The organism is Pseudocitrobacter vendiensis (genome assembly GCF_943590815.1).
In the GTDB taxonomy this organism is placed as follows: Bacteria; Pseudomonadota; Gammaproteobacteria; order Enterobacterales; family Enterobacteriaceae; genus Pseudocitrobacter; species Pseudocitrobacter vendiensis.
On the sequence record NZ_CALSBS010000093.1, the window covers coordinates 1 to 363 of the forward strand.

General features: G+C 48.8%; 2 tRNA genes. Both read right to left on the minus strand.

Annotation, left to right across the window (positions count from 1 at the left end):
- Nucleotides 1–60: 60 nt before the first annotated feature.
- Nucleotides 61–136, minus strand: a tRNA-Ala gene (locus NMC31_RS26105).
- Between the two features lie 107 nt (nt 137–243).
- Nucleotides 244–320 (minus strand) — tRNA-Ile (locus NMC31_RS26110).
- Between the last annotated feature and the right edge of the window lie 43 nt (nt 321–363).

Genomic DNA, 363 nt, shown 5'->3' on the forward strand with positions numbered 1-363 from the left:
ACTTCGCAGTGAACCTTTTCAGGTACACTCTGAAGTTTTCTTGGTTTTTTGCAGTAAAGATGGTGGAGCTATGCGGGATCGAACCGCAGACCTCCTGCGTGCAAAGCAGGCGCTCTCCCAGCTGAGCTATAGCCCCATCGTAGGTCAATCTCTGTAACCGTAATTCGTTTTGAGACAAGGCGTGGGATGGCGAAGCATACTGAAGTATGCGAGTCATTCCGCAACGCAGTATCAAAAAGAATTTGGTAGGCCTGAGTGGACTTGAACCACCGACCTCACCCTTATCAGGGGTGCGCTCTAACCACCTGAGCTACAAGCCTGCAGAGATTTTTTACTGCTAATTTTCATCAGACAATCTGTGTG